This is a genomic window from Pseudarthrobacter cellobiosi, from assembly GCF_023913815.1.
In the GTDB taxonomy this organism is placed as follows: Bacteria; Actinomycetota; Actinomycetes; order Actinomycetales; family Micrococcaceae; genus Arthrobacter; species Arthrobacter cellobiosi.
On sequence record NZ_JAMXBK010000028.1, the window covers coordinates 63,553 to 88,708 of the forward strand.

A 25,156-nucleotide genomic window follows, 5' to 3' on the forward strand; every position below is an offset into this window, starting at 1 on the left:
GCGTTGGCGAGCGACATCCTCGTAGCAGACCAAGCAGACCATCCCGGCGAGGCAGTCGCCGTCGTCGCCGCCGGGGCGCTGCCCTGGCGTATCAACTCCGAAGGTCTCGAAGTCCTGCTGATCCATCGTCCGCGATATGACGACTGGTCCTGGCCCAAGGGCAAGATCGACGCCGGCGAGACCCTTCCCGAATGCGCGGCCCGTGAGGTGCAGGAGGAGATCGGACTTGATGCGCCCCTGGGCATTCCGCTGCCACCCATCCACTACCGGGTGGCGACCGGACTGAAAGTGGTCCACTATTGGGCGGTCCACGTCAACGGCGCCCGCCTCGTTCCCGACGGCAAGGAGGTGGACCGCGTGGTGTGGTGCGCCCCTGAAACGGCCGCGGGGCTGCTGTCCAATCCGACCGACGTCGTTCCCTTGGAGTATCTGCGGGCAGCCCATGGCCGGGGTGACCTCAACACGTGGCCGCTGATTGTGGTGCGGCATGCAAAGGCCAAGCCCCGCTCGTCCTGGTCCAAAGCCGAGGGTGAACGGCCCCTGGCCGCGACGGGAATCAGGCAGGCGCAGGCCGTGGGCCGGCTACTGCAGGTCTGGAAGCCACCGCGCGTGGTGACGAGTCCCTGGCAGCGCTGCGTTTCAACCGTGTCGCCATACCTGAGGGCAACAGGGGCCAAGGTCAAACTGGTGGAAGCGCTGACGGAACACCGGCACGCCAGGACCCCCAAAAAAACCGCTGCCGCCATTGAGTCGCTCCTGGAGAAGGCACGGCCCGTCGCCGTCTGCACGCACCGTCCCGCACTGCCCACCATCCTGGGCCAGCTGGGCAAGCACATGCCGGGCCGCGTGCGCGCGCTCCTGCCGGCCTCGGACCCTTACCTGTCGCCCGGCGAACTGGTGGTGTGCCACGTGGCCATCGACAATAGGCGCCGCATCGTGGCAGTGGAGCAGTTCAAGCCCTTCGACGACTAGGTTTTCGGCACGCCCGGCCGCGACGCCACAGCCTGTCGACCCCGAGATGTTTGTATCAAATACTTAGTACATTGATGCGCAAAATCTGGGGGGATGATGTGCCAGGCGTCGACGGTCTCGAAATAGCGGTGCACAGTGTGCCGCCCATGTTCCTGTTGTGGCCCATCCTGTTGGCCGCCGGACTGTACCTGCTGCTGCGGTGGGTGATCAGGGCCCCGGGCGGCGGGACCACCGCCGTGACGGTTACCCAGCATGCGCTGTGGATCGGCGTGATCGGCGTGATCGGGTGGTTGGCTAGCTCCCTGCAGGCCGCGGGGACTGCGGGCATCCTTCCGGTGCGCACCACATCGCCCATCCTGGCCACGCCAACAAGCATCCTGGCCGCCCTGGCGTGGCCGGTCCTGGGCTGCCTCGCGGTCCATGCCGTGGGGCAGCTGAGCTATCCCGGACCCGGCTCCCCCGCCGGCTGGCCTCGCTGGAGATCCGCCGCATCCGGGACTTCCTGCCCCGTCCCCTGGCCTGGACTGTCGCCGCGATCTTTGTGGGTTCGGCACTGCAGATCGGGTTTGTGGCTGGCCTTCCCGCCTACGACGCCATCCCGTATGGCACTTTCCAGGAAGACCCCGGCAGTTTCAGGCGCACCGGTGGGGACGGCCGGATCCAGGGTTACGTTTTGGCCGCCTGCCTGGGCGCTGCCTGGCTCACCCTGGCGTTGGGAACCGCGCTGGTGCTCAAACTCATCAGCCACCGGAGGCAGCTCGAGGCCCTGGTTGCACCGGAGAACGACCTGCTGCGGACCATCGCCATGAACAGGCTCTTGAGGACGGTCGCAACCATCGCCGCCGGGCTTGCCGCGGTGGCGGGCAATTTTGCTGCCCGGCCCGATCCGGCCGCCAATGTAACCAGCTGGACAAACCCGGCCGGGCTGGTGGTGCTGGTGGTGTTGTTGGCGATGTGGGGGTGGGCGCCGCCCAAACTGCCCAGCGTCCAGGTCAGCGGCAACGGCAGCAGGCAGGCGTTCACACAAACTTCGGCCGCCGCACATCCGGCGACCCGTCTCGTAGTGTCCCTTGGGGCAGCCATGGGGTTCACGCCGGTAGCAGCCGCCGTACTGGGATTGTTCGTGCCCAGTCTCTATTTCCCCGGCGCCGGAGTTCCGGGGCTGCCGGTGCTATTTGTCGCGCTGATGGCGGGAGCCGTTCTGCTGGTGGCTGGGGCCGGAGAACTGCTGCTCCAACGCAACTATGGCACCCACGGGATACCGCGGACACGGCCGCGGCAGGTGGTGAGCCCGGCCTTGCTCACCACGGCGATCGTCGCCGTCGTATTCTTCGTCGCGATCACGGTGCTGACTGCTGCGGGCGAATGGGAACTGCGTGAGGCCGGGCTGGACGGCTTCCTGCGCCCGGGCAGCACACCCCCCGATGGTTCTCCCGGCTGGGTGATCGCGGCGGTGGCGACGGCGGCCGTCGCGGCCATCGCCAGCCTGCCGGTTGTTGCGGCCCTGCTGCGTCGCAGTATTTCCACCGACATCCCGGGCCTGGACGCCGCCCTGCGGGCCATCACGGTCCATCGTGTGGTCCGGACGTTCGCCGCCTTCTGCACAGCACAGGCAGGCGTCCTGCTGATGACGGCAAGCGAGGCCTGGCCGCCGCTGCTGGGTCTGCCGGCACCAACCTGGGCCGCCACGTGGCAGCCGGCACTCATAGCCGGGGCGCTGCTTGCGGCCGCTGGCGTGGTGATCGCCGTCATCCCGGTCAAGGGTTTTGCCCGGACTCCATCCGCCTCGGTGAAGCCTGTCCCGGGCCGGGTGCCGTGAACGCCGGTATCTCCGTGGACCTGCCCTCGGCAACCCCGCCGTATGAACAGATCCGCTCGCAGATCAGCTCCCTGATCGCCACCGGAACACTCACCGCCGGAAGCCGGCTGCCCACTGTCCGCAGCCTGGCCACCGATCTGGGCATCGCCGCCGGAACGGTCGCGCGGGCGTACAAGGAACTTGAGGCTGCCGGATTCATTGAATCCCGACGGCGGAACGGCACCGTCGTCGCGCAGCCGGCACCGGGCGGCGCCCAGCAGGCAGGCGGGCCGGTGCCGGAAGCGGTGACTGCCGCCGTCGACCTTCTGGTCAATGCCGGGCGCGACGCCCGGCTCACCGATGAGCTGCTGCTCGATCTGGTGCGCGGCAAGCTGAGGAAGGGCTGATCCGATGCGCGGCCGGCAGCCAACACTGAGGCCAGCCTCGGGACCATTGCGGGGTCGGCAGGACTTGGCCCGGTAGACTTTAGCCGTGAGCATCCCGACGCCTTATGAAGACCTCCTGCGCGATGTCCTGGCCCATGGCACGCACAAATCCGACCGCACGGGCACCGGAACCACCAGCGTTTTCGGCCGTCAATTGCGCTTTGACCTTGGCCGGAGTTTCCCGCTGATCACCACCAAACGCGTGCATTTCAAGTCCGTGGCAGTGGAGCTGCTGTGGTTCCTGCGCGGTGAATCGAACGTCAAATGGATGCAGGACCAGGGCGTCAGCATCTGGAACGAGTGGGCTGACGCAGACGGCGAACTGGGCCCCGTATACGGCGTCCAGTGGCGCAGCTGGCCCACCCCTGACGGCGGCCATGTTGACCAGATCGCCGAGCTGGTGGAGAACCTCAAAACCAACCCGGACTCGCGCCGGCATATCGTGTCTGCCTGGAACGTCTCCGAGCTCAAGGACATGGCACTGCCCCCGTGCCACGCGTTCTTCCAGTTCTATGTGGCCGACGGAAAACTGTCCTGCCAGCTGTACCAGCGTTCGGCGGACATGTTCCTGGGCGTGCCCTTCAACATCGCTTCCTATGCCCTGCTCACCTGCATGATTGCGCAGCAGGTGGGGCTGGAGCCTGGCGAGTTTGTATGGACAGGCGGCGACGTCCACATCTACGAGAACCACATGGACCAGGTCCTGAAGCAGCTGGACCGGGAACCCTATGAATACCCGCAGCTGAAGATCATCCGGAAGCCGGCCTCGATCTTCGACTACACGCTCGAGGACTTCGAAGTGGTGGGCTACCAGCACCACCCCACAATCAAGGCCCCGATCGCCGTATGAGCACCGAGAACGCAGCAGACCCCCAGGACTTTACGCAGGAACTCGCCGGTTCCGTGACCGGCGTCGGCCTTGTCTGGGCGCAGACGTCCGGCGGTGTGATCGGCAAGGACGGCGATATGCCCTGGCACCTCCCTGAGGATCTGAAGCACTTCAACCGGCTCACCAGGGGGCACCCCGTGATCATGGGCCGCAAGACGTGGCTGTCCTTCGCGGACAAGTACCGTCCCCTGCCCGGCCGGACGAACATTGTGATCACCCGGCAGAAAAGCTGGGGCGAATCGCCCGAGGCGGAGGGCGCCGTCGTGGTCCCCTCCCTGGATGATGCCCTCCTTGAATCGCAGTTCGTCGACGGCGGCGGGACTGTGTGGATCCTGGGCGGCGGGGAAGTCTTCCGCCAGTCCACCGAACTCGCCAACGTTGCGGTGGTCACCACCATCGATGTGGAGGCCGACGGCGACACGTTTGCTCCGGAACTCGATGAGACCTGGGAGGCGGCGGCGTCCGTCCCGCCAGACGGGTGGCTGACGGCAGCCAACGGAACGCGCTACCGGTTTACCAAATGGATTAGGACGCAGGGCTGAGATGTTGAAAAAACCGGAAACACTGTTTGTGCTGGGCTACATGCTGCTGCCGCTGCTCGGGCTGCTGTCCGCGATCGTGGGCCTGACCATGATCCTGGGCGGCAACAAGATCGCCGGCGCCATCGTGCTGGTGGTGGTCACGCAGGTGTTCGCCTTCGGCGCCTTCTACGCGTTGCGACTCCGCAAAGCCGCGGTGCTGGAGGAAACCAACCGCAGCTGACGTCGGTTTCCTGCCCCACGCGCCGTCGCGCGTTATCCCTCACGGCAGTGACGTAACCGACTGCGCCCTGCGCGATCCGGCGTCTAAACTGGACGAATGACTACAGCAGCTACCCCCTCCGTCGGCCTGGTCGGATGGCGCGGCATGGTCGGCTCCGTCCTGATGCAGCGCATGCAGGACGAGGGCGACTTCGCCAACATCAACCCGGTGTTCTTCTCCACGTCAAACGCGGGAGGTGCCGCCCCGTCGATTGCCGGTGCTGCCGCTGGCGCCGCCGGCAAGCTTGGGGACGCGTTCGACGTCGACACGCTGGCTAAGCTGCCCATTATTGTTACCGCCCAGGGCGGGGACTACACCAAGCGCGTGCACACCGAGCTGCGCAGCCGCGGCTGGGACGGCCTCTGGATCGACGCCGCCTCCACGCTGCGCATGAACGACGACTCGATCATCGTGCTGGACCCGATCAACCGCGACGTCATCGACAAGGGCCTGGTCAACGGGACCAAGGACTTCATCGGCGGCAACTGCACCGTTTCCTGCATGCTCATGGGCCTCGGCGGGCTGTTCAAGAACGGCCTCGTCGAATGGGGCACGTCCATGACCTACCAGGCTGCCTCCGGCGGCGGCGCCCGGCACATGCGCGAACTGCTCAGCCAGTTCGGCACGCTGAATGCCGAAGTCAGCTCGGAACTGGACGACCCGGCGTCGGCCATCCTGGAAATTGACCGCAAGGTCCTGGCCCACCAGCGCTCCGACATCGACGCCACCCAGTTCGGCGTGCCCCTGGCCGGCTCCCTCATCCCGTGGATCGACGCGGACCTGGGCAACGGACAGTCCAAGGAAGAGTGGAAGGCCGGGGTTGAAACCAACAAGATCCTGGGCACTTCGGACGAAAACCGGATCATCATGGACGGCCTGTGCATCCGGATCGGCGCCATGCGTTCGCACTCGCAGGCTCTGACGCTCAAGCTCCGCGAGGACCTCTCCGTGGCCGAGATCGAGAAGCTCCTGGCCGAGGACAACGAGTGGGCCAAGGTCATCCCGAACACCAAGGAAGACTCCATGGCAGGCCTGACCCCCGTGGCCGCGTCGGGCACGCTGGACATCCCCGTGGGCCGCATCCGCAAGATGGAAATGGGCCCGGAGTACATCAGCGCGTTCACCGTGGGTGACCAGCTGCTCTGGGGCGCCGCCGAGCCGCTGCGCCGCATGCTCAACATCGCCACCGGGAACCTGTAACCTCCCGCGACTCCCCCGCCACTCGAACGGCCCTGCCCCGCAGGAACGGTGCTGCCCCGCACCGCTCTTGCGGGGCAGGGCCGTCTTTGCGTTCAGGGCCGTCTTTGCGTTCAGCCGGTCAGGCCTGGGGCACGCAAGATCCCGGACCGGTCCCTCATGGCCAACAGCCGGCGCCGCACTTCTGCCGGGTACGCCAGGTGTTTCCATTCAAGTCGAAGGACCAGCCAGCCTTCTTCGATCAGTGCGTTCTCCCGGCGACGCTCGGCGAGCAGCACCTCGTCCGTGGGCCTGTACTCGGTGTATTTGCCGCTGCCATCAAACTCGATCACGATGCGAGTTATCGGATCCGCGAAGTCTGCCCTGAATTGACCACTCGGTGTCTGAATCTCGAACTGCGGAATGAACATGTTCAGACCGAATGATCGCAGCAGCAGCCTGGTGCGCGTCTCCCCCACCGATTCCGATCGCCCATCCAGGGCGGCCAGCAGATCCAGCGCCCGCCGGTTCCCGCGTTTGACCGGTCCCACGTCCAGCAGTTGCCGCATGCTGTCGATCCCGGCTCCCTTTCGCAGCGCGTGGTCGCCGATCACGGCTGCCTGCTCCAGTGGCAGGATACGGGCGCAGTCCAGGACGGTCCGTTCAATGCCGGTAGTCAGAATCTCTTTGCCATCCATGCTCCACAGCGTTGTCACATCTACGGGTTGCAGGTCCATCCGGTGGGTGCGGACGTCCGTGCCGGCACTTTTCGTCGAGTTGGCGTAGTCCGTGGTGACGTGGACCATGGCCCCGGCATCCCAGACGTGACACTCATGCAGTCTGGCAGCACTGATATGGCTGTAGCGGCAGGCCCCGCCGGTGGACAGGAAGTGCGCCTGGATCCGCAGGGCGTCCTTGGTCCACGGCTCCGCTCCCTTCCAGTCAGCGTTCCGGACGTACGCTCCGCGTCGAAGTCGCAGGAGGATTCCGGCGCGGACTGCCGCCGTCAGGACCCGCTCGTCCAGCCCTGCCGCGTCCAACTGTTGCGTGGAGGCAACGGGGAAGGCCGGCCAGCGCCCATCCAGCAGCACACGGACTTTGTCGCCATTCATGGTCCAAGGCTCTCGGACCAGTGCTGGCCCGGGTAGGTCGCGGCCACGTTATGTGGACAACCTCCGGCAGCAATACCCGCATCCGCTTCTTCCGGCATCATTCGCTGCCCTGCCCCGCAGGAACGGTGCTGCCCCGCACCGCTTTTGCGGGGCAGGGCCGCTCGTGTTCGGCAGGGCAGCATTTTGCGTCGGTGTCGGGGGAACGGGGCAGGGTAGTTCGTGTTCGGGCGTAGCTTAGATGTCCAGGAATGCGAGGTACTTTACGGCGGCCTTGCTGAACACGGCCTGCGCAGCGGGTCCAAGTGGCTTGGCGTCGTCAAACAGTTCAGGCACGACGGCGGCGCTGCGGCTGGTTCCGGCCCGCGCCCACGTGCCGATCACCTCTCCCCGGGCCACGACGGTCTTCTTGAACACTCCGTTGCCGCCCGGGACGATCTTGTTGGCGTGCTCAGGGGCCAGCACCAGGCTTCGGTCCATGTAGCCCAGCACAAACTCGTCGAAGCCCGGCAGGAGGAGGACGGACTGCTGCCCGGGCACACCGTCGTCGAGCATTGATGCAGTCTCCGGTGACATCCAGTAGTGGACGCCCCCGAATTCCAGCTCCACCAGTTGCCCGCTGACCAGCTCAAACGCTGCCCGCACGTCGGTCAGGGGAATCTGCGTCCACCAGGCGAAGTCGCGGATGGTGGCAGGGCCATGGCTGCGGAAATAGCGCAGCATGAACTCGGCGATCGCTTCCTGCCGCTCAAGCTCGCGCGACACCGGGATCCAGTCATCGAACGCCACCAGCAGCTGCTGATTCCTGGCCAATGGACCCTGAACCAGCCAGGCGTGCCGGCACAGGGTCCCCAGGATATGGATCCCCCGCTGTCCGGTGGTGGGCTGCCCGGCCGCCTCAAACACCTCGAAGAGTTCGGTCCGGCTCACGGGACCGCCGGCCGCAATCCGCTCCAAGGCAACGTCGCGGCACTTCTCGACGTCCGCCCAGGTGATGTCCAGTTCCCGGTGCCGGCCGGCAACGATGCGGCTAAGACGCTCAGTGGTGAGGTCCAGCATCCAGCGCAGATCCTCTGGAGCCACCAGGTGCAGGGTGCCGCGCATCGGCCAGGACCGGACCACGCTGCCGTTGTGCAGTGCAGCGCGCACGTCAGTCAACCCTGCGCCCGGAACCCGGACGCCGATGGCCCAGAGCGCGGCCTGCAGGTCCTGAGCCTGCGTGGCCGTCATCCATCGGACCGCGCCCTCTACGGAGCCGAGTCCGGGGCCGACTAGTCCTTGAGAGGCAAGGCGTAACCTGCCCATCACCTTGGGGCTTACGCGGTTCACTGCCATGTGCTCATCGTAGGACCTGGCCCGATAGGGTGTAAGCATGACTTTGGGGAGTTTGTGGCAATTGTTCGCGCGCGGAACACAGGCATGGCTGGTGGCAGGGACCGTATCCGTCCTGGCCGGCGTGGCCATCGGGCTGGCCCCGGCCATTGGGTTCCAGCCCGTGGGATTCCCGGGAGGCGGCGGCGAGGCACCCCTGGAACTCTTATTGCCTTCCCTGTTCCTGTCGCTGGGGGGAGGGTACGCCGTGCTTTTTCCCGGTATCCGGGTGGGCCGCGGCAAGGTTCGCATTGTCCGTGACTGGAAGCTCTATCCCGTCAGCGGCCGGCTGCTCTGGATCCTCGCCCATGCCACCGCCGTGATCGGTTTGGTGGTTTGCATTCTTGCAGCCGCGACCCACCCGGCGGTTCCGGGACTTATGGTCTGGATGTTTATGGGGCCATATTTGGCGCTGACCGGTTGGGCCGCCGCCCTGCTGGGCATGGCCACGAACGTCCGGCTGATCGGCGCCGTTGACGGGCGCCTGGCGCCGGTCACGCAAGCAGGCTGATGCCTTCAACGAGCTGACCCTAGAGCGTCAGGCCGATGAGCAACGGTTCCGGGTGCAGTTCAATGCCAAAGCGCTCGACGACGCCGGCGCGCACCGCGCGCGCGATGGCCAGCATGTCCTTGGCGCTGGCCGAGCCGCGGTTGGTGATAGCCAGCGTGTGTTTTGTGGACAGTGACGCCCGCCCGCCGGAGGCGCTGCCCTCCTCCAGGCCATAGCCTTTCCCAAATCCTGCCTGGTCGATCAGCCACGCGGCGGACAACTTCACCAGACCGTCCGCACCCGCGGGGTACTGCGGCGCGGTATCCGGCAGCGTTGCCGCCACGTCCACGGGCACAACCGGGTTGGTGAAGAAGGACCCAGTGGAATAGGTGTCCCGGTCCGCGGGATCCAGCACCATGCCCTTCGAACCCCGCAACCGCAGGACCTCCCGGCGCACATCGTTGGAGTACGCCCGTTTACCTGCCTCAACGCCCAGTGAGCGGGCCAGTTCGGCGTAGCGGATGGGTGTGCTCATCCGGCCCAGCGGCAGCTGGAATTCCACGGTCAGCACGATGTAGCGTGGTGAGCCGTCGACGGTGGTCTGTTTCAGGATGGAATCGCGGTAACCGAACTTCAGCTCGGAGTTGGTGAAGGTCTGGACCGCGTTCCGGGTCCGGTCCCAGGTGCGCACCACCGCGATGGTCTGGGAGACGTCAGAGCCGTAGGCACCGACGTTCTGCACGGGCGTGGCGCCCGTGGCCCCCGGGATGCCGGAGAGCGCCTCAATGCCGGACCAGGCATGCAGCACGGCGTGTTCCACCAGTGCATCCCAGTTGTGGCCGGCCTGGACCACCACCGCCACGCCGCCGCAGGAGTCTTCGGCGTTGACGGTGAACCCTTCCGAGGCGATCCTGACTACGGTGCCGGGGAACCCGTCGTCGGAAATCAGCAGGTTGGAGCCGCCGCCGATGATGAGGACCTGCTCCCCCGCAGCGTCTGCCGTGCGGACGGCGTCGATGATCTCCGCCTCGGTGCTGGCCTCAACATATTTGCCGGCGGGGCCTCCGACGGCGGCCGTGGTCAGGGTGGAGAGCAGTGTTTGAGTCACCAACTTAGACTAACTTAGGCCAACACTATGCAACTTTCCGGGCCACCGGCGAGAGCAGGAACGTGGCCACCAGCATGACCATCACGGCCAGCAGCGAGTGCAGGATGCCTACGTGTTCGGCCAGCAGCCCCAACAGCGGCGGCCCGCACAGGAAGGCACCGTAGCCGATGGTGGAGACCACGGAGACGCGGGCCGCAGCCTTGGCGGGATCGTCCGCCGCGGCGGACATGCCCACCGGGAACCCCAGCGAGGCGCCGAGTCCCCAGATGGCCAAGGCCACAAAGGCGAGCCAGGGAACGGGAGCAAACACAAAGAGGCCGAGCCCGAAGACCGCCAGCGCGGCGCACCAGCGCATCACCGGGACGCGGCCGAAGCGGTCCAGGACCACTGTGCCGGCGAAGCGTCCGATGGTCATGAAGGTCACGAAGAGCCCGTAGCCAGCGGCTCCGGCGGCGTCGGTCTGGCCGTGCCCGTCGGCGAGGGCCAACGCCACCCAGTCCCCTGCTGCACCTTCGGCCAAGGCAAGCCCCAAGACCATGACTCCGAGCAGCAGGGTGCGCCGGTCGCGCCAGGCCTCCGCGATTTTTCGCTTGTTGTCCAGTGGTGCACCGGAGCCGTCAGCCGGCGCCCCGGCGGTGACAATGGGGATCGGGCCGGTGAACGGGTCCTCGAAGTTGTCCTGTACATACTTCCGCTCCCCCGCGACCGGGGTGACATCTGCACGGAACCAGGCTGCCGCCGTCGTCACCGAGACGGCAACCACGACGCCGGCCGCGGCCAGGTGCCAAAACACCGGGACGGAGGCAGCCGCGGCCCACGCGCCAAGGCCTGCACCTGCCACGGTGCCGAGGCTGAACGCGCCGTGGAGCCTGGGCATGATGTGCCGGCCCACAGCGCGTTCCACCGAGGCGCCCTCGACGTTGGAGGCCGTACTCCAGCTGGCGGAGCCGAGCCCGATGACGGCAAGACCCACGGCCACCGCGACCGGCGTGGCCAGGACCGACGTTCCAAATCCGGCGATGGCCATGCCGCAGGCCACCATGATGGCGCCGGTGCGGATGGTCCGTTTGGAGCCCAGGCGGAGCACGATCAGCCCCGACGCGGACACCGAGACGAACGATCCCAGGGTCATGCACAGCAACAGTAAACCGACAGTGCCGGGGGTCAGGTCCAGCCCGTCGCGGATCGCCGGAAGCCGGGAAACCCACGACGCGAAGGCCAGCCCACTGCCGGCATAGGCAACCACCACGGCATTGCGCCAGGCAGTGACCTCGGCAGCGGCAGTTGTGTTGACGGTCAAAGGATCATGAAAGCCTGACGACGGCCTGGGCCTTCATCAGCACTTTCTGGCCGGCAGCAACCACGGTGAGGTCAACGCGGGCGGTGCCCGCATCGGCGTCGAGCTTTCCAATGGCGCCGCTGACCTCGATGGTGGCCCCGGCGTCCGTGGTTCCGGTGGTGTCCGTGACCAGGACCGGCTTGGTGAAGCGGGTCTGGAAGTCGACGACGGCGGCGGGGTCGCCTGCCCAGTCGGTCACCAGCTGCACGGCGGCACCCATGGTGAACATGCCGTGGGCGATGACGCCGGGCAGTTCCACGCCGGTGGCGAAGGCTTCGTTCCAGTGGATGGGGTTGAAGTCGCCGGAGGCGCCGGCATACTTGACCAGGTCGGTGCGGGTGACCTCGATGGTGCGGCTGCCGATGTCCTGCCCGGCGCTGAGTTCGTGGAAGCTGGGGCTCATGGTTACTGTCCCTCTCCGCGGACGAGGATGGATGATGTGGTGGTGGCGACTGCCTCGCGCGACCCATTGCCGCCGTCGGTCAGGGCGAAAATTTCCTGGCGGGTGGTGATCATGGCCCCGCCGCCCATGGCACGGACACCGTCAACGTGCAGTTCGGCAACCAGTCGGTCGCCGGCAAAAATGGGGCGGTGGTGGATAAAGCGCTGATCGGCGTGGACCACGCGGGAGAAGTCGATGCCGGCATCCGGATCCTCGATCAGCTGGGCATCGGCGCGCTGGGCGATGATGATGGCGAACGTGGGTGGTGCCACCAAATCCTTGTGGCCGAGGGCCTTCGCGGCCTCGACGTCAAAATGGGCTGGGTGCGTGGCCTTGACCGCGCGGGCGAACTCGCGGATCTTCTCGCGGCCGACGTCGTAAACCTCTGCGGCAGGGTAGCTGCGGCCCTGCAGGTCCGGATTGATAGTCATAGGTTCAAGCCTAGCGTCATGCGTCCGGGCGCCCGCGCTGATGACATGAGGCAGTACAGGAATACCACATGCGGTATGATGAAAACATCAATTCATCAATTCATGGCCCGTCCCCCCACTCCGCGGTGACGAGAAAGCACAGGCAACGATGATTTCGACAGCACAAACCCCCTTGTACGAGATCAAGGCGAACCTGTTCAAGGCCCTCGCCCACCCGGCGCGGATCCGTGTGCTCGAACTGCTGTCCGCGGCGCCGGACAACTCGGCGACCGTCAGCTACCTGCTGTCCGAGACGGGCCTCGAGGCATCCCACCTTTCCCAGCATCTCGCCACCCTCCGCCGGCACGGGGTGGTGACCTCGGTCCGTTCCGCAAACACCGTGACTTACCGGCTGGCCCATCCGAAGATCGCCGAATTGCTGGCCATCGCCCGGACCTTCCTCCTCGACAGCCTGGCCGAGTCCAACGAACAGCTCAAACTCGCGCAGGGACTGCCCAGCGAGCATCTGAAGGGTTCCGATTCATGAGTGCCGGTCTGGCGCATCTCAGCCGGTTCCTGCCGTCCCGCCGTGACTATGACGGGCTGCGCTCGTCCTGGAAAACGGATCTGCTGGCCGGCATCACCGTGGGGATCGTGGCCCTGCCGCTGGCCCTGGCATTCGGAGTGAGTTCCGGCGTCGGCGCCGAAGCCGGACTCATCACCGCCGTCGTGGCCGGCCTGGTGGCTGCGGTCATGGGCGGCTCGCACGTCCAGGTCTCCGGCCCCACCGGCGCGATGGTCGTGGTGCTGGCCCCGGTCGTCGCCACGCACGGCGCCGGAAGCATCGCGTTGGTCTCCCTGATCGCAGGGCTGCTGGTGGCCATCCTGGGCATCAGCAGGCTGGGCCGGGCGGTGGCCTTCATCCCGTGGCCGGTGGTGGAGGGTTTCACGCTCGGCATCGCCGCGATCATCTTCCTCCAGCAGGTCCCCATGGCCACGGGCACCGCGGGGATACCGGGCCACAACACACTGCTGGCCGCCTTCGAGAGCGCCTCCCAGGCCACCTTGCCCGCCGTTCTTCAGACGCTCGGCGTCGTGGTGGGTGTGGCCGCCGTGATGCTCCTGCTCCCGAGGCTGAACAAAGCCCTGCCCGTGAGCCTGATCGCAGTGCTGCTGGCCACAGTGGCGGCCGAGCTGCTGCAGCTGGACATTCCACGGATCGGCGTCCTGCCGCATTCCCTGTCCGCACCGTCGATGCCGTCCCTTGATCCGGCAGCGCTGAGCGGGCTGCTGATGCCCGCGGTGTCCATCGCGATGCTGGCCGCTATCGAGTCCCTGCTGTCCGCACGGGTGGCAGCCGGCATGGTTGGCCCTGACGGGAGGCCCTCCGGGGCTTACAGCCCGGACCGGGAGCTCATGGGGCAGGGACTGGCCTCCGTTGCGGCGGGGTTCTTCGGCGGCATGCCGGCCACGGGTGCCATCGCCCGGACCGCGGTCAACGTACGCTCCGGCGCCAAGACCAGGCTCTCCGCGATTGTTCACGCGCTCGTGCTGCTGGCCATCATCTACCTGGCGGCCGGTCTGGTCGGGAAGATCCCGCTGGCGGTCCTGGCCGGGATCCTGATGGTCACGGCAACCCGCATGGTTTCAAGGCACACGGTCACCGCCATCATGCGTTCCACCCGCGCCGACGCCTTCGTTTTCGTCCTGACGGCGCTCATCACCGTGGCCTTCGACCTGATCGTGGCCATCGAGATCGGGCTTGTCGCCGCGGCCCTCTTCACGCTGCGGAAGTTCGCGTCGCTCAGCGGCGTGAAGCGTGAGGAGATTCCGGGACCGCGCGAGGAGGGGGACGAGCACATCGCGGTCTTCAGGCTGGACGGGGCCATGTTCTTCGGCGCCGCGGAACGCGTCCTGCAGGAAATCAGCCAGGTCCGGGACATCCAGGTGGCAATCATCCGGCTGTCACAGGTGCGGATGCTCGACGCCACCGGGGCCCACACGCTGGTGGAGGTCATCTCGGCGCTGGAGCTGCGCGGCGTGACAGTCCTGCTGAAGGGCGTCCAGCCGCAACACCTCGACCTCGTGACCAACGTCGGGGTAATCCGCTCGCTGCGGCATCACAAGCACCTGTTCACGTCCCTGCCCGAGGCTGTGGAGCACGCCCGCAGCCACGTGCTCCGGCACGCTGCCGCTAACGCTTGAGGTTCTTCCGGATCGTCTGGCCGCGGACCACAATCCCGGCAATGTGCAGGACCAGGCCTAGGCCGATGACCGCAAGGGACGCCAGGGCGAGGTCACGGTTGTTGGTGTTGTTGCCCACCAGGTTCAGGATGATCCCGACGGCGATGAGGCCCATGGCGCCGAAGACCAGGACTTTGTACGAGGTGGGCGCTGACTCCCAGAATTCTTTGAGCACCGTGACAGTCTACCGAGCACGTTCAGAACAGCGATTCCTGCACGGCCGGCACCTCCGAGGCGAAGTCCCCCAGGACGATGGTCCGGGCAGCCAGCCGGCCAAGGTTCACCACAAATGCCGCGTCCGTTCCGGCCACGCTGGCGAGGGCGTTGGTCCCGCTCAGCGCGGTGATGCCGAAGCCGTGCTTTCCCTGCTCCAACGGATGCGGGTAGGTGTGGCGCGCCGTGGAGGCACAGAGCCCTGCCGCCTGCGCCGGCCGCACCCACAGTTCGTCCACAGTGCTGAAACCTTCGACGGCGGCCTGGCCCAGCAGCGTGCGGACCGCCGCCGCGTGCCGTTCATTGATGCCGTCCAGGGCGGCCGCGGGCAATGGCCCCGCCAGGGCCTCGGCTTTGGCGGCGGAGCGGACCTGCTGCGCCAGGCCGGCCTCGCGCGTCACCATGTCCTCGAGGAGCCGAACCACCCGGCCGTCCTCGGCCCTGGCAACGTACCGTGCAACCACCGCTCCCTGTTCCGCGAGCCGGTTCCATTTCCTCAGGTGGGACGCCGTGCCCACCTTGCTGGCGCCGCCGGCGAACGTGGCCACGTAGAGCCAGTGATCCTGCAGAAGATAAGTTCGCAGCCCGTCCGGAACACGGCCACCCCGTGGAAATCGTGGATGAGGCGGGAATCGTCCAGCACAAAGCAGCGTTCGCACTGCTTGCCCTTCACGGCGCGGGCGCTGGCCGGGCACAGGATGCGGTCTCGGCTACTGGCTGAGTGGACCTTGTAGTGCCCCAGGCAGAACCTGCCGTGATCGGCCACCGCGAAACCGAGCCTGGCGCCCGCCTCGAGGCTGACCTCGCGGAGATCCCCGGACGGTGACTGGAGGCGCAGAACCGGGCTGCCGCCGTCGTGCCTTACCGTCTGCGCCGGGGCGCCATCCCAAAAGACCCCGTGAACCAGATAGCGAGTATCGGTCACGGGGTCTCCTGTGCTTGGGTGTACGGGTAGCGCTACAGCGCCGGCTGCACGCCGAACGCTACCGCGAGCTTCATGATCTTTTCAGCGCGGCCCAGGCGGGGCAGGTCCGAGCCGTCACGGATGACGCGGCCGTTGGCCTCGAAGTCGGACATAAAATCCGTTGCCCAGGCGACGTCCGACGGGGTGGGGCTGATGACCTCGTTGATGACGTTCGTCTGGTCGATGGCCAGGCACAGCTTGCCGGTCATCCCCATCATCACGGTGATGCCGGTCTGCTCGCGCAGGATGGGGTGGTTGGTGCCGACGGTGGGGCCGTCGATGGGGCCCGGCAGGTTGCCGACGCGGCTGGCAACCACCAGTTTCGCGCGCGGGTAAGCCATGGCCTCCGGGGTGGCCGCCATGCCGGTGTCGCGGCGGAAGTCACCGGAGCCGAAGGCGAGGCGGAAGGCGCCCTGGGCCTTGGCGATGTGGTTGGCTTCCTCGATGCCGAGCGCCGATTCCACGAGCGGGATGACAGGAGTCTTGCCGTCCATCCGGTGGAAGCTTTCGGTCACCTGGTCAGCTGATTCGGTCTTCGCGAGCATCACACCAAGGAGGCCCGGGGTACCGCGCAGCCCCGCCAGGTCATCGGCCCAGAACGGGCTGGTGGCGTCGTTGATGCGGACCCAGGCCTGGCCGCCGCCGCTGAGCCAGTCAATCACGTGTCCGCGCGCCTCGTCCTTTTGCGACGGGTCCACGGCATCCTCGATGTCCAGGATGATCGAGTCAGCGCGCGAAACAGCCGACTGGTCAAACAGGTCGGTTTTCATCGCGTTGACCAGAAGCCACGAACGGGCGATTTCTGCTGGGATGTTGCGCTTGGGGCGTAATGTCTCGGTGGCGGTGGGTGACGTCATGCTACTACCGTATCTGCCCGGGCACTGCCAGCGCTAAGCCATGGCGCCGGACGTGCCGAACAATACAGATACGACCGGCCAGCGCCGGTGGTCGAGCCTGTCGAGACCCAGGTTTCGACAAGCTCAATCACTGGTTTGGACAGGCTTAGTTCCCTGTGAGTTCCGCATGGAGCTTTCGGACGCGGGCGTTGATGTCGTCGCGGACGAGGCGCATGCGCTCCGTGCCTTCGATGCCCCGGGTGGAAGGTTCGTCGGTTTCCCAAATTTCGAAGCGGGTGCCTTCGCGGGCTTCGAGCTTGGCTTCGGTGCCCAGGACGATCACGACGTCGACGGCGTCAAGCACCTCGTCGGTGACGGGCTTAGGGTGTTCCCCGGTGATGTCGATGCCGAGTTCGTTCAGGGATTCCACGGCCTCGTTGTTCAGGCGGCTGCCCGGTTTAGTGCCTGCCGAGTAAACGGTGACCTCATCCCCGGCAAGGTCCCGCATGAGACCGGCCGCAAGTTGGGACTTCCCGCCGTTTTTGCTGCAGACGAACAGGATACGGGGAGTCTTGGTGCTTTCGGTCATGAGTTGATGTTTTCTTTCTGTTCTGCGGCCAGGAGTGAGCCGACGAGGGTTTTGATGCGCGCCTGGATTTCGTCGCGAATGACCCGGACCGTCTCCAGGGACTGACCGGCGGGGTCGGTGAGGTCCCAGTCTTCATAGCGTTTCCCGGGGTAGATGGGGCATGAGTCACCGCAGCCCATGGTGATGACGACGTCAGATGCCCGCACGACGTCGTCCGTGAGTGGCTTCGGATAGTCCTTGCCCATGTCCAAGCCCATTTCGGACATTGCAGTCACAACGGTTGGATCCAGCTCAGCTGCCGGCATGGAGCCTGCCGACCGGACGCGGATCCTGCCCTTGGCTTCAACATTGAGCAGCGCGGCAGCCATCTGTGACCTCCCGGCGTTCTGCACGCAAACGAACAGGACCTCCGGGACCTCGGAGACCACCGACCCTTTGGATTTGGCCAGGGCGGCCAGCCGGTCGTTGGCGAAGTGTTCCGTGGTGGCAGGCAGGTAGGCGCTGATCTTCGCTGTCCGGGCCAAGGCCGTGTAGGACTCGAAGACGTAGCGTTCGACCGTCTCGACGGCGAACACCCCGGTGAAACGCTCGGCGAGGCGTTCGCTGATCCGGTGCAGGATTTCAGTATTGTCCTGCAATCCCAGCGTCGTTTTCTGGTGTTCGGTCATGGCAATACTCCCTTGGCGTGCGTCTGGAACGGTGCGTCGTGGTTGGTTGTGGTCAGTGTTACCCGGAGCGGCCGTGAGCCAGCCCGGTGGGGAATCCAACGAGGACCGGTTCCGGGGCGGCGCAACAGCCGCTCTCCGCCGATCCGTCAGTGTCTGCTGTTGAGGCCGCGAGGACGTCGCAGCTGGTGCCGGCGTCGGTGGAGCAAACCCCGGTTTCGGGCAGTTCAAGGTGGACAGTGTCCGCCGCGGCCTGGTCGCCGGAGAGTGCCGCAGCGACGGACCTGACCTGTTCGTAGCCGGTAGCTAGCAGGAAGGTCGGCGCACGGCCATAGGACTTCATGCCGACGATGTAGAAGTCCTTTTCCGGGTGGGCGAGAAGCTTGGCGCCATGCGGCTTGACCGTGCCGCAGGAATGGAATTCGGGGTCGATCAAAGGGCCCAGCTCGACGGGTGCTTCGACAGCGGGGTCAAGGTTGAGCCGGAGTTCGTGCAGGCTGACCAGGTCCGGCCGGAAGCCCGTGCAGGGGACGATGATGTCCGCTTCCAGAGTGCGTCCGTCGACGGCTTCGACGCTCACGCTGGAGTCCAGGCTCTTGAAGGCAGCGATCCCGAAGCCGGTGTGCAGTTCGATTGTTCCGGCCTCCACGAGTCGGCGGAGCCGGGCTCCGAGTTGGCCGCGGGCGGGCAGGCCGTCGGCGTCGCCGCCTCCGTAGGCCTTGTCAGCGGATGCTCCGCGCACGGCCCACAGGATGGTGGTTCCGGGTTCCTCCTTGGCGAGGTCTGCCAGATTGATCAGTGTGTTCGCGGCCGAGTGCCCGGCGCCCACGACCAGGACGCGGCGGCCCGCGAAGGAGGTGCGGTCCCGTCCTGTGACGTCCGGCAGGGGCGAGGAGATCCGGGCGGCGGCCGTGTCTTCACCGATGGCGGGCAGCCCGGAAGTTCCGAGCGGGTTGCGGGTGGACCACGTGCCGGACGCGTCAATGACGGCCGCCACGGTGTGGTCGCGGATTTCACCGCCGTCGTGTTCGACCCGGACGGTGAAAGGGGTGGCGTCACGGTCCCGGACGTGGGTTTTGTCCATGCCCTGGCGTGTAACGGCAATGACGCGTGCGCTGGTCTGGAGCCGGGAGGAGATCTCCGGGGTTGCAGCCAGCGGGGCGAGGTAATTGTCGATCAGTTCCCCGCCGTAAGGCAGTGCCGTCAGGCGAGGGGTTTCCCAACCGGCGTCCTCCAGCAAACGCACGGCCGCGGCGTCGAGGTTGAACCGCCAGGGTGAGAACAGCCGGATGTGGCGCCACTGTTCGATGGCGGATGCCGCCGTCGGGCCTGCCTCGAAGATCAGCGGCTCGAGGCCGCGTTCGAGCAGGTGGGCTGCGGTAGCAAGACCGACGGGGCCGGCGCCGATGACTGCGACGGGAAGGTTCTTTACTGGATCCATGCTGTCCTCTGTTTCATCCGTTGGTGTGCGGTTCGATCGGGGTGCCTGCCGGAGCCTTGTGGGACCGGCAGGCCGGGGCGGCGCTGTCCAGCAGCAGTCCAGATCGTCCTCGTCGCAGCAGCCCGTATCGGTGCAGCAATCGGTGTCCATCCAGTTCACCCCCTCCCCTTTCCCGGTGGTCAGGCGTGGATCGGCTCTTCGACCAGTGCGGTGGCGATGCTGTCCGCATCTTCCAGCGCGGCGAGGTAGCGTTCGGCGTCGAGGGCTGCCGCGCAGCCGGTGCCGGCTGCTGTGATGGCCTGGCGATAGCGGTGGTCCACGGCGTCGCCGCAGGCGAACACGCCGGTGAGGTTCGTGACGGTGGTGGGCGAGTCGACCTTGATGTAGCCTTCGGCATCCAGGTCAACCTGTCCGGCGACGAGTTCGGTCCGCGGCAGGTGGCCGATGGCAACGAAGATCCCGGCGGCGGCCTGCTCGCGGGTCTCCCCGGTGCGTGTATCGGTGAGGGTGACGCCGGTGACTTTGGCATCACCGTGGATGGCCGTGATGGCGGAGTTCCACGCGAAGCTGATCTTGGGGTTGTCCTTGGCGCGCTGGGCCATGATCCGGGAGGCCCGGACTTCGTCCTTGCGCACAACGACGGTCACGGACTTCGCGAAGCGGGTCAGGAAGGTGGCTTCCTCCATGGCGGAGTCGCCGCCGCCCACCACGATGATGTCCTGTTCGCGGAAGAAGAAGCCGTCGCAGGTGGCGCACCAGGACACGCCGTGGCCGCTGAGCTTCTTCTCCTCCGGCAGGCCCAACTCCTTGTAAGCGGAGCCGGTGGCCAGGATGACGGCGGGTGCCTCGTGGGTCTCGCCGGATCCGGTGACCACGCGCTTGAGGTGCCCCGTCAGCGTGACTTCCATGACGTCGTCGAACACGATGCGGGCGCCAAACTTTTCGGCCTGCTCCTGCAGCCCGTCCATCAGCTCGGGGCCCTGGATACCGCCCGGGAAGCCCGGGAAGTTCTCCACCTCGGTGGTGTTCATCAGGGCGCCGCCAGCCGTGACCGAGCCGGCCAGGACCAGCGGGTTGAGTCCCGCGCGGGCGGCGTAAATGGCCGCCGTATAGCCGGCAGGGCCGGAGCCGATAATGATCAACTGATCGGTGCTCACGTTGGTCTCTCCTGGTGCTTGAAAATGCGCGGGGTGGGTTACTTGGCGGCCGGGATCAGGGACTCGATGAGTCCTTCGATGCGCGTCTTGATCTCGTCACGGATGGGGCGGACAGACTCCACGCCCTGTCCGGCCGGGTCTTCCAGGACCCAGTCCTCGTAGCGCTTGCCGGGGAAGTAGGGGCATTCGTCGCCGCAGCCCATGGTGATCACGACGTCGGACTCCTTCACGGCCTCGGTGGTGAGGACCTTGGGGATCTCTGCAGACATGTCGATGCCCAGTTCGGCCATGGCCTCGACGGCGGCCGGGTTGACCTTGTCCGCAGGCTGGGAACCGGCGGAACGCACCTCAATCCCGCCCCTGGAGAGGGTGGTCAGGAAGGCAGCGGCCATCTGGGAACGGCCGGCATTGTGGACGCAGACAAAAAGGACGGAAGGCTTCTTGGCGGTTTCGGTGCTCACGTGTTTCTCCTGGAATCAGTTGCGTGTGGATCAGTTTTGATGAGGTCGTCGTGTCCGCACCACCCACACCGGCTAGACATTGATATGCGTCGATGTATGCAGTATCGGACAATATATTGATGGTTGTCAATATTTACGGGCGTAGACTATCAGGCAGCATGCAGTCGGGGCGCGAGGCCGGAAACGCGGTGGAAGATGTCAGTGAAGGCGCCCTCGAAAGCATCCTCCGTGTTTAGGCGCAGTGGATCCGGAACAGACCAATGGATCCCTCCCAGGTTGAGGATTTCCTCGTGGGCGTTGTCGCATACGGTCACGACGAAGTCATCATCGTGCGCCACTTCATCGAGCCGGCGCGGGGGAAGGTCCGCGAGAGCAACGCCGTGGCGACTCGCGACATCAATGGCACCCAGGGCGATGCGGTCCGCCGGATGGGTGCCCGCCGAAGTCGAGGGGATGTCGCTGACCTGATTCCAGAGTGCGACGGCCAGCTGGGACCTGGCGCTGTTGCGCGTGCAGACGAAGAGGACACGGCGGGCGCCGTGTTCGCGGCCGGGGGCCAATCCCTCCAACGCCCCTGCGGCCAGCCGGATGTAGCTGCGGCGCTTGTCCGCCTCCGAACGGTGGCGTGTCGCCAGGCCCGCGGCTTCCAGTGTGCGCAGGTGGTGCGACAGCAGGTTCGACGGCATCCCGAGCTCGGCCTGCAGCTCCGTAGGGGAAAGATCCCCCAGTGTCAGCAGGTCCACGATACGCAGCCGCGCGGGATCCGCCAGGGCCGCATGCTTGGCGACCCGCGCGCGGAAAACTTCAACTGGGTCAATGTTCATTGATTCAATTTTGACTGAGTAAATATCTTGAGTCAAGCTGTTGGTATGACTTCTCAACAACCGCCGTTGTGGCGCCGCGCCTTCGCCGAACTACTCGGTTCCAGTTTGCTCGTCATGATCGTCGTTGGCTCGGGGATCATGGCACAGCAGCTCTCCCCCAGCGACATCGGCCTGCAGCTGCTGCAGAACAGCACCGCCACGGTTCTGGGTCTGACGGTGCTGATCCTCGTCTTCGGCCCGATCAGCGGCGCGCATTTCAACCCCGTGGTCTCGCTCGTGGACTGGGTCCTCGGCCGGCGCAGCGGAACCGGATTGACACTTCCGGACCTGGGCACATATGTAGTTGCCCAAACCGTCGGTGCAATCAGCGGCAGCGTGGTGGCCAACGCCATGTTCGAGGTGGGCACTTCCATCTCGGTGAAGGACCGCGCCACCACCGGGCAGCTGCTGGGCGAAGTTGTCGCCACCGCAGGGCTCGTCCTGCTGATCTTCACCCTGGCGGCCACAAACCGGGGCACCCTCGCAGCTCCGGCCGTGGGCGCCTACATTGGAGCCGCCTACTGGTTTACGTCCTCAACGTCGTTCGCCAACCCCGCCGTGACGGTCGGCCGCATCTTCAGTGACACCTTCGCCGGCATCGCACCCGCTTCAGTTCCCGGCTTTGTGGTGGCGCAACTGCTCGGGGCGGCCGTAGGCTTGGGGCTCCTACTCGCCCTTTTCCCCTCCGTGGCGCGCAACGCGGACGACGTCGTTCTTCCGCACGCCACGGAAAAGACCAGCTCCTAAGACTTCGTCGACCGGTCCGACGGCGGGCAAGCCTCCGGAGCGTAGCCACTTCCGGGTCGAGCGGCGGGATTAATACATTGATGATGGTCAATATTCGGGCATAATAGGTACATGAACTTGCTGCCCGTAATCGATCAGGCCACGGATGACGCCTGCTGCATCCCGGCAGGTCCGCCCGCATTGGGGGCCCAGGAGGCGAAGCAGAAAGCCCTGGTCTTCAAGGCGCTGGCCGATCCGAACCGGCTGCGGCTGCTTTCCATCGTCAAGGCCGAATCCTCGGGCGAGTCCTGCGTGTGCGACCTGACCGACCCCCTGGACCTGGGCCAGCCAACGGTTTCCCACCACCTGAAAATTTTGGTGGAGGCAGGGCTGCTGCACCGCGAAAAGCGTGGCACGTGGGCCTACTACTCTCTCGTTCCCGGAGCCCTCGACGACGCCGCCGGCATCCTGGCCAATTTATGACCTACCCGGTGGCCTTGCAGAACATGGAGCAGTCCGACTGGCCGGCCATCCGACGGATTTACCAGCAAGGTATCGACACCGGGCAGGCCACCTTCGAAACCAAGCCCCTGACTGGGACTCCTTCGACCAGTCCAAGCTGCCCGGCCACCGCCATGTCGCAGTATCCAGCGAAGGTGAGGTCCTCGGCTGGGCCGCGGTTTCGCCCGCCTCCTCCCGGCCGGCCTATGCAGGAGTAGTGGAACACTCCATCTTCACCATCGTCGGGCGCAGAAACCGCATCGCCCGAATGCCACACGGCCCTCGCGCCGGCCAGTGGCGGGACACCCTCCTGATCGAGCGCCACTCCCCCGCCATCTGAACGGAGGACGAAAGCCAGCCAAAGGCCGCCATGCGCAGGCAATGCCATGATGGCCTGAATCTCCGCTTTGAGTACACGATTGCGTGAATACACACTTGGATGTACTTTGGGTATATGGAAACCCTCGTACACGCCCCAGTGCTGGCCCGGTTCGGCTACGCGGTCTCCGACCCTACCCGGGCCCGGATTCTGCTGGCATTGGAGGATGCGCCCGGATACCCGTCGGACCTGGCCGATTCGTTGGGTGTCTCACGGCAGAGCATGTCCAATCACCTGACATGCCTGCGGGGCTGCGGCCTGGTGGTGGCTGTCCCGGACGGCCGGCGGACCCGGTATGAGCTCGCTGATGCCCGGCTGGGCCACGCGATCTTGGATCTGTTGGGCGTAGTGCTGGCCGTGGATCCTGCCTGCTGTGCCCCAGATGGGACGTGCCTGGTGTGACCACGGCAATTCACAGTACGCCTGCGGCCGGCCGCCGCGTTGTTCTAAGCCGCCGAATCCGCCTGTTCGCGGCCGCGACGATCACCTACAACGTCATTGAGGCCGTCGTCGCGCTGTGGGCGGGCAACCTGGCCGACTCCTCGGCCCTCGTCGGCTTCGGCCTTGATTCGGTGATCGAGGTCGCTTCCGCAGTCGCGCTGTCCTGGCAGTTTTCCGCGCGGGACCCGGAACGGCGAGAGCACCTAACCCTGCGGATCATCGCGATCTCCTTCTTCGCCCTTGCGCTGTTCGTCTCCGTGGACTCGGTCAGGGCCCTGTCCGGAGGCGGCCAGGCACAGCATTCCACTCCCGGTATCGTGATCGCTGCCCTGAGCTTGGCCATCATGCCCGTCCTGTCCTGGCTTCAACGCCGCGCGGGCCGTGAACTTGGCTCCCGAACGGCGGTCGCAGATTCAAAACAGACCCTGCTGTGCACATATCTCTCCGCCGTTCTGCTGGTGGGCCTGGTTCTCAACAGCGCACTGGGATGGTGGTGGGCAGACGCCGGCGCGGCGCTGGTCATCGCCGGGATCGCCGCCCGTGAGGGTCTCAACGCTTGGAAGGGAGACACCTGCTGCGCCGTCCACGAGCCGGGCACCGGCAGCAAAAACGTCACCGGACGGACCGATTTTGGCGAACCGGCATCCCGGAAGTCGGATGTTGAGCAAAGCGATGCTTCCGGCTGCTGCGGCCCGGACAAGGACAAGGACAAGGACAAGGACAAGGACAAGGACAACGTGAGAATAGAACTGCTCCACATCGATAATTGCCCGAACATGGAAACAGCACTCGAGCGGGTGGAAGCCGCCCTCGCCGCCTTGGGGCGCCGGGACATCCGCGTCCATATGCGGCACATCAAAACTCCAGCAGATATTGCCGGGACCGGATTTGCCGGTTCGCCGACGATCACAGCAGACGGGGCCGACATCTTCCCGGACGCGGCGCCGGCCAGCGATTTAGCGTGCAGGATCTACCCCACGCCAGATGGTATTGCCGGCGTTCCGACCGTCGATCAGGTGACGGAAGCACTGACGAACCATGGCCTCTGACACTTACCATCAGTGTTCCAGCTGCGGCCGGACAATGCAGCGCGAGAAGCTTCATGCCCTCGGTGCCGAACCCGCCTACATTTGCCGGAGATGCGGGCTCTGGGTCGCATTGCGCCCTCGCCCTAAGCCCAAGCCACGCACTTGACGTCCCCCACGACGACGTGTAGGGCTTCGACGTGGCGCAACTGATCGGAGCGGCGGCCGGTTTGCTGCTCCTCGTCATCCTGCTCCTCTCCGCCGCCCACGGCACCGACGACGTCGCTATCCCGCACTCCC

At 66.0% G+C, this 25,156-nt stretch carries 29 protein-coding genes and 2 pseudogenes; 15 read left to right on the forward strand and 16 right to left on the reverse strand.

Features of this window, described 5'->3' with window-relative positions; genetic code table 11:
• The first annotated feature begins 3 nt into the window (after positions 1-3).
• The 7 genes from NG701_RS18345 (at position 4) to asd (ending at position 6,106) form a co-directional block, all read left to right on the forward strand.
• On the forward strand, positions 4-972 hold the full coding sequence (locus NG701_RS18345) for an NUDIX hydrolase (protein WP_252569583.1): 969 nt from the start codon (positions 4-6) through the stop codon (positions 970-972).
• Positions 973-1,363: 391 nt separating this feature from the next.
• Positions 1,364-2,791 (forward strand): hypothetical protein, encoded by a 1,428-nt coding sequence (locus tag NG701_RS18350; RefSeq protein ID WP_252569586.1) that lies wholly within the window; start codon positions 1,364-1,366, stop codon positions 2,789-2,791.
• Entirely contained in the window at positions 2,788-3,177 is a 390-nt protein-coding gene (locus NG701_RS18355; protein ID WP_252569589.1) for a GntR family transcriptional regulator, read from the forward strand. Before NG701_RS18350 ends, NG701_RS18355 begins: the two co-directional genes overlap by 4 nt.
• Positions 3,178-3,262: 85 nt before the next feature.
• Positions 3,263-4,066 (forward strand): thymidylate synthase, encoded by an 804-nt coding sequence (locus tag NG701_RS18360; protein ID WP_252569592.1) that lies wholly within the window; start codon positions 3,263-3,265, stop codon positions 4,064-4,066.
• Positions 4,063-4,647: a dihydrofolate reductase gene (locus NG701_RS18365; RefSeq protein ID WP_252569594.1), complete on the forward strand. Its 585-nt coding sequence runs from the start codon at positions 4,063-4,065 to the stop codon at positions 4,645-4,647. The genes NG701_RS18360 and NG701_RS18365 overlap by 4 nt, the downstream gene beginning before the upstream one ends.
• Position 4,648: 1 nt before the next feature.
• Complete coding sequence (locus NG701_RS18370) at positions 4,649-4,867, forward strand: NF038396 family protein (protein ID WP_252569596.1); 219 nt, start codon at positions 4,649-4,651, stop codon at positions 4,865-4,867.
• A gap of 96 nt (positions 4,868-4,963) precedes the next feature.
• Positions 4,964-6,106: an aspartate-semialdehyde dehydrogenase gene (gene asd, locus NG701_RS18375; RefSeq protein ID WP_252569597.1), complete on the forward strand. Its 1,143-nt coding sequence runs from the start codon at positions 4,964-4,966 to the stop codon at positions 6,104-6,106.
• Between the two features lie 110 nt (positions 6,107-6,216).
• Here the strand turns inward: asd and NG701_RS18380 are convergent, their stop codons facing one another.
• Positions 6,217-7,194, reverse strand: a complete 978-nt coding sequence (locus NG701_RS18380) for a type IV toxin-antitoxin system AbiEi family antitoxin domain-containing protein (RefSeq protein ID WP_252569600.1) — start codon at positions 7,192-7,194, stop codon at positions 6,217-6,219.
• A 234-nt stretch (positions 7,195-7,428) separates the two neighbouring features.
• On the reverse strand, positions 7,429-8,526 hold the full coding sequence (locus tag NG701_RS18385; protein ID WP_252569602.1) for a winged helix DNA-binding domain-containing protein: 1,098 nt from the start codon (positions 8,524-8,526) through the stop codon (positions 7,429-7,431).
• 37 nt (positions 8,527-8,563) lie between these two features.
• Here NG701_RS18385 and NG701_RS18390 point away from each other — a divergent pair, with 37 nt between their 5' ends.
• Positions 8,564-9,073: a hypothetical protein gene (locus tag NG701_RS18390; RefSeq protein WP_252569604.1), complete on the forward strand. Its 510-nt coding sequence runs from the start codon at positions 8,564-8,566 to the stop codon at positions 9,071-9,073.
• 19 nt (positions 9,074-9,092) lie between these two features.
• On the opposite strand, the gene NG701_RS18395 is transcribed toward NG701_RS18390, so the two are convergent.
• The 4 genes from NG701_RS18395 to NG701_RS18410 are packed head-to-tail and all read right to left on the reverse strand — an operon-like array spanning position 9,093 to position 12,372.
• The gene (locus NG701_RS18395; protein WP_252569605.1) at positions 9,093-10,160 is read right to left on the reverse strand and encodes a UDP-N-acetylmuramate dehydrogenase; all 1,068 of its coding nucleotides are present in this window, start codon (positions 10,158-10,160) and stop codon (positions 9,093-9,095) included.
• Positions 10,161-10,185: 25 nt separating this feature from the next.
• Positions 10,186-11,460: an MFS transporter gene (locus NG701_RS18400; protein WP_252569607.1), complete on the reverse strand. Its 1,275-nt coding sequence runs from the start codon at positions 11,458-11,460 to the stop codon at positions 10,186-10,188.
• Positions 11,461-11,464: 4 nt separating this feature from the next.
• Positions 11,465-11,902, reverse strand: coding sequence for a MaoC family dehydratase (locus NG701_RS18405; RefSeq protein WP_058931677.1), 438 nt, complete (start codon positions 11,900-11,902; stop codon positions 11,465-11,467).
• Positions 11,903-11,904: 2 nt separating this feature from the next.
• Positions 11,905-12,372 (reverse strand): FAS1-like dehydratase domain-containing protein, encoded by a 468-nt coding sequence (locus NG701_RS18410; protein WP_141141246.1) that lies wholly within the window; start codon positions 12,370-12,372, stop codon positions 11,905-11,907.
• A gap of 148 nt (positions 12,373-12,520) precedes the next feature.
• Between NG701_RS18410 and NG701_RS18415 the strand changes: the two genes are divergently transcribed.
• Together NG701_RS18415 and NG701_RS18420 are read left to right on the forward strand one after the other, a co-directional pair.
• Positions 12,521-12,898, forward strand: coding sequence for an ArsR/SmtB family transcription factor (locus tag NG701_RS18415; protein ID WP_252569610.1), 378 nt, complete (start codon positions 12,521-12,523; stop codon positions 12,896-12,898).
• On the forward strand, positions 12,895-14,556 hold the full coding sequence (locus tag NG701_RS18420; RefSeq protein WP_252569613.1) for a SulP family inorganic anion transporter: 1,662 nt from the start codon (positions 12,895-12,897) through the stop codon (positions 14,554-14,556). Before NG701_RS18415 ends, NG701_RS18420 begins: the two co-directional genes overlap by 4 nt.
• Here the strand turns inward: NG701_RS18420 and NG701_RS18425 are convergent.
• The 9 genes and pseudogenes from NG701_RS18425 to NG701_RS18465 form a co-directional block, all read right to left on the reverse strand.
• Positions 14,546-14,770, reverse strand: a complete 225-nt coding sequence (locus tag NG701_RS18425) for a DUF3188 domain-containing protein (protein WP_252569614.1) — start codon at positions 14,768-14,770, stop codon at positions 14,546-14,548. The two genes, NG701_RS18420 and NG701_RS18425, sit on opposite strands and share 11 nt — an antisense overlap.
• A 22-nt stretch (positions 14,771-14,792) precedes the next feature.
• Positions 14,793-15,733 (reverse strand): annotated as a pseudogene (locus tag NG701_RS18430) (DUF2797 domain-containing protein).
• 32 nt (positions 15,734-15,765) lie between these two features.
• Complete coding sequence (locus tag NG701_RS18435) at positions 15,766-16,629, reverse strand: HpcH/HpaI aldolase/citrate lyase family protein (RefSeq protein WP_111906681.1); 864 nt, start codon at positions 16,627-16,629, stop codon at positions 15,766-15,768.
• 145 nt (positions 16,630-16,774) lie between these two features.
• On the reverse strand, positions 16,775-17,197 hold the full coding sequence (locus NG701_RS18440) for an arsenate-mycothiol transferase ArsC (RefSeq protein ID WP_252569616.1): 423 nt from the start codon (positions 17,195-17,197) through the stop codon (positions 16,775-16,777).
• Positions 17,194-17,865, reverse strand: a complete 672-nt coding sequence (locus NG701_RS18445) for an arsenate reductase ArsC (protein WP_252569619.1) — start codon at positions 17,863-17,865, stop codon at positions 17,194-17,196. Before NG701_RS18445 ends, NG701_RS18440 begins: the two co-directional genes overlap by 4 nt.
• A 58-nt stretch (positions 17,866-17,923) precedes the next feature.
• Positions 17,924-19,303 carry an FAD-dependent oxidoreductase gene (locus tag NG701_RS18450; protein ID WP_252569622.1) on the reverse strand — a complete coding sequence of 460 codons (1,380 nt, stop codon included), beginning with the start codon at positions 19,301-19,303 and terminating at the stop codon, positions 17,924-17,926.
• Between the two features lie 179 nt (positions 19,304-19,482).
• On the reverse strand, positions 19,483-20,460 hold the full coding sequence (trxB, locus tag NG701_RS18455) for a thioredoxin-disulfide reductase (protein ID WP_252569624.1): 978 nt from the start codon (positions 20,458-20,460) through the stop codon (positions 19,483-19,485).
• A 38-nt stretch (positions 20,461-20,498) separates the two neighbouring features.
• The gene (locus tag NG701_RS18460) at positions 20,499-20,921 is read right to left on the reverse strand and encodes an arsenate reductase ArsC (RefSeq protein ID WP_252569627.1); all 423 of its coding nucleotides are present in this window, start codon (positions 20,919-20,921) and stop codon (positions 20,499-20,501) included.
• Between the two features lie 149 nt (positions 20,922-21,070).
• Positions 21,071-21,745 carry an arsenate reductase/protein-tyrosine-phosphatase family protein gene (locus NG701_RS18465; protein WP_252569629.1) on the reverse strand — a complete coding sequence of 225 codons (675 nt, stop codon included), beginning with the start codon at positions 21,743-21,745 and terminating at the stop codon, positions 21,071-21,073.
• 45 nt (positions 21,746-21,790) lie between these two features.
• On the opposite strand from NG701_RS18465, the gene NG701_RS18470 reads away from it, so the two are divergent.
• The 5 genes and pseudogenes from NG701_RS18470 to NG701_RS18490 form a co-directional block, all read left to right on the forward strand.
• Entirely contained in the window at positions 21,791-22,531 is a 741-nt protein-coding gene (locus NG701_RS18470) for an aquaporin (RefSeq protein ID WP_252569630.1), read from the forward strand.
• Between the two features lie 111 nt (positions 22,532-22,642).
• The gene (locus NG701_RS18475) at positions 22,643-22,993 is read left to right on the forward strand and encodes an ArsR/SmtB family transcription factor (protein ID WP_252569632.1); all 351 of its coding nucleotides are present in this window, start codon (positions 22,643-22,645) and stop codon (positions 22,991-22,993) included.
• 235 nt (positions 22,994-23,228) lie between these two features.
• Positions 23,229-23,351 (forward strand): hypothetical protein, encoded by a 123-nt coding sequence (locus NG701_RS21485; RefSeq protein ID WP_374208712.1) that lies wholly within the window; start codon positions 23,229-23,231, stop codon positions 23,349-23,351.
• 114 nt (positions 23,352-23,465) lie between these two features.
• Entirely contained in the window at positions 23,466-23,792 is a 327-nt protein-coding gene (locus NG701_RS18485; RefSeq protein ID WP_252569635.1) for an ArsR/SmtB family transcription factor, read from the forward strand.
• Positions 23,789-24,419 (forward strand): annotated as a pseudogene (locus NG701_RS18490) (cation diffusion facilitator family transporter); the annotation flags it as partial. The gene NG701_RS18485 and the pseudogene NG701_RS18490, both read left to right, overlap by 4 nt.
• A gap of 583 nt (positions 24,420-25,002) precedes the next feature.
• On the opposite strand, the gene NG701_RS18495 reads toward NG701_RS18490, so the two are convergent.
• Entirely contained in the window at positions 25,003-25,152 is a 150-nt protein-coding gene (locus NG701_RS18495) for a hypothetical protein (RefSeq protein ID WP_252569637.1), read from the reverse strand.
• Positions 25,153-25,156 lie beyond the last annotated feature (4 nt).